Raw genomic sequence first — 757 nt, 5'->3', positions numbered from 1 at the left:
GTTGATGCATTTGTTATATGTTTTCACGCACAGTAAATTTTAGTGGCTCTGAAATCAGTGTTTCAGTATCAAATACGATCGCGATGTCTTTCAATGATCCTAGTTTTAATGAATAAGGGCCAGATAATTGATTATTCTTAAAAGCGATTCTCCACTCATGTTGCCAAGCATAACTATCAAACTTTCTAAATACCCCCATATTACCATGATGTTCATCCCTTCTTACATATTCAACTTGAGCAGCAATAATATTAGACTCATTGATAGTATATATATCTGTAGCGTTGTTTATTTTTTCTTCTAACCTTTCATGAAACTTTTCAATATTTTTGCCTGCAATTAAAACTGCTTTATTTCCAAATTTTTGGAATTTTTTTGACAAGTACAGTCCAAGTTCTCCTGCATCTAAAATATCTTGATCGCTAATTCTCGTCATACTATAGATGTTTGTTTTGTCTTCATGATTATATCTAACATCTATATTACCGGTTAGACCTCCAAGTTCAAGACCATTAAAAGTAACGTTCACTTTTTCAGATTGCATTGAAACAGCTAAACCTTCAGCCATATCACTTCTTACAAGTTCTCCATTTTCCTCTCCTTCATATTTTCTGAAATACTCAATATTGTTCATAAACAACAAACCATCATCAATGAAACTATTTACATACTGTTCATCCATGAACTTAATTAAAACTCGGTAAAACTGACTTGGATTTCCCATTACTTCTCCAACATATAACGCCTGCATAACCAG

General features: G+C 32.5%; 1 protein-coding gene. It reads right to left on the bottom strand.

Annotated features, from left to right (window positions below; genetic code table 11):
* Positions 1-13 precede the first annotated feature (13 nt).
* The coding region (locus A6E03_RS06665) for a hypothetical protein (protein ID WP_218060156.1) at positions 14-757 on the bottom strand (744 nt) is incomplete at its 5' end.

Origin of the sequence: Aliivibrio sp. 1S128 (genome assembly GCF_001691065.1) — a bacterium.
In the GTDB taxonomy this organism is placed as follows: Bacteria; Pseudomonadota; Gammaproteobacteria; order Enterobacterales; family Vibrionaceae; genus Aliivibrio.
This window is presented reverse-complemented; position numbering and strand designations above follow the sequence as displayed.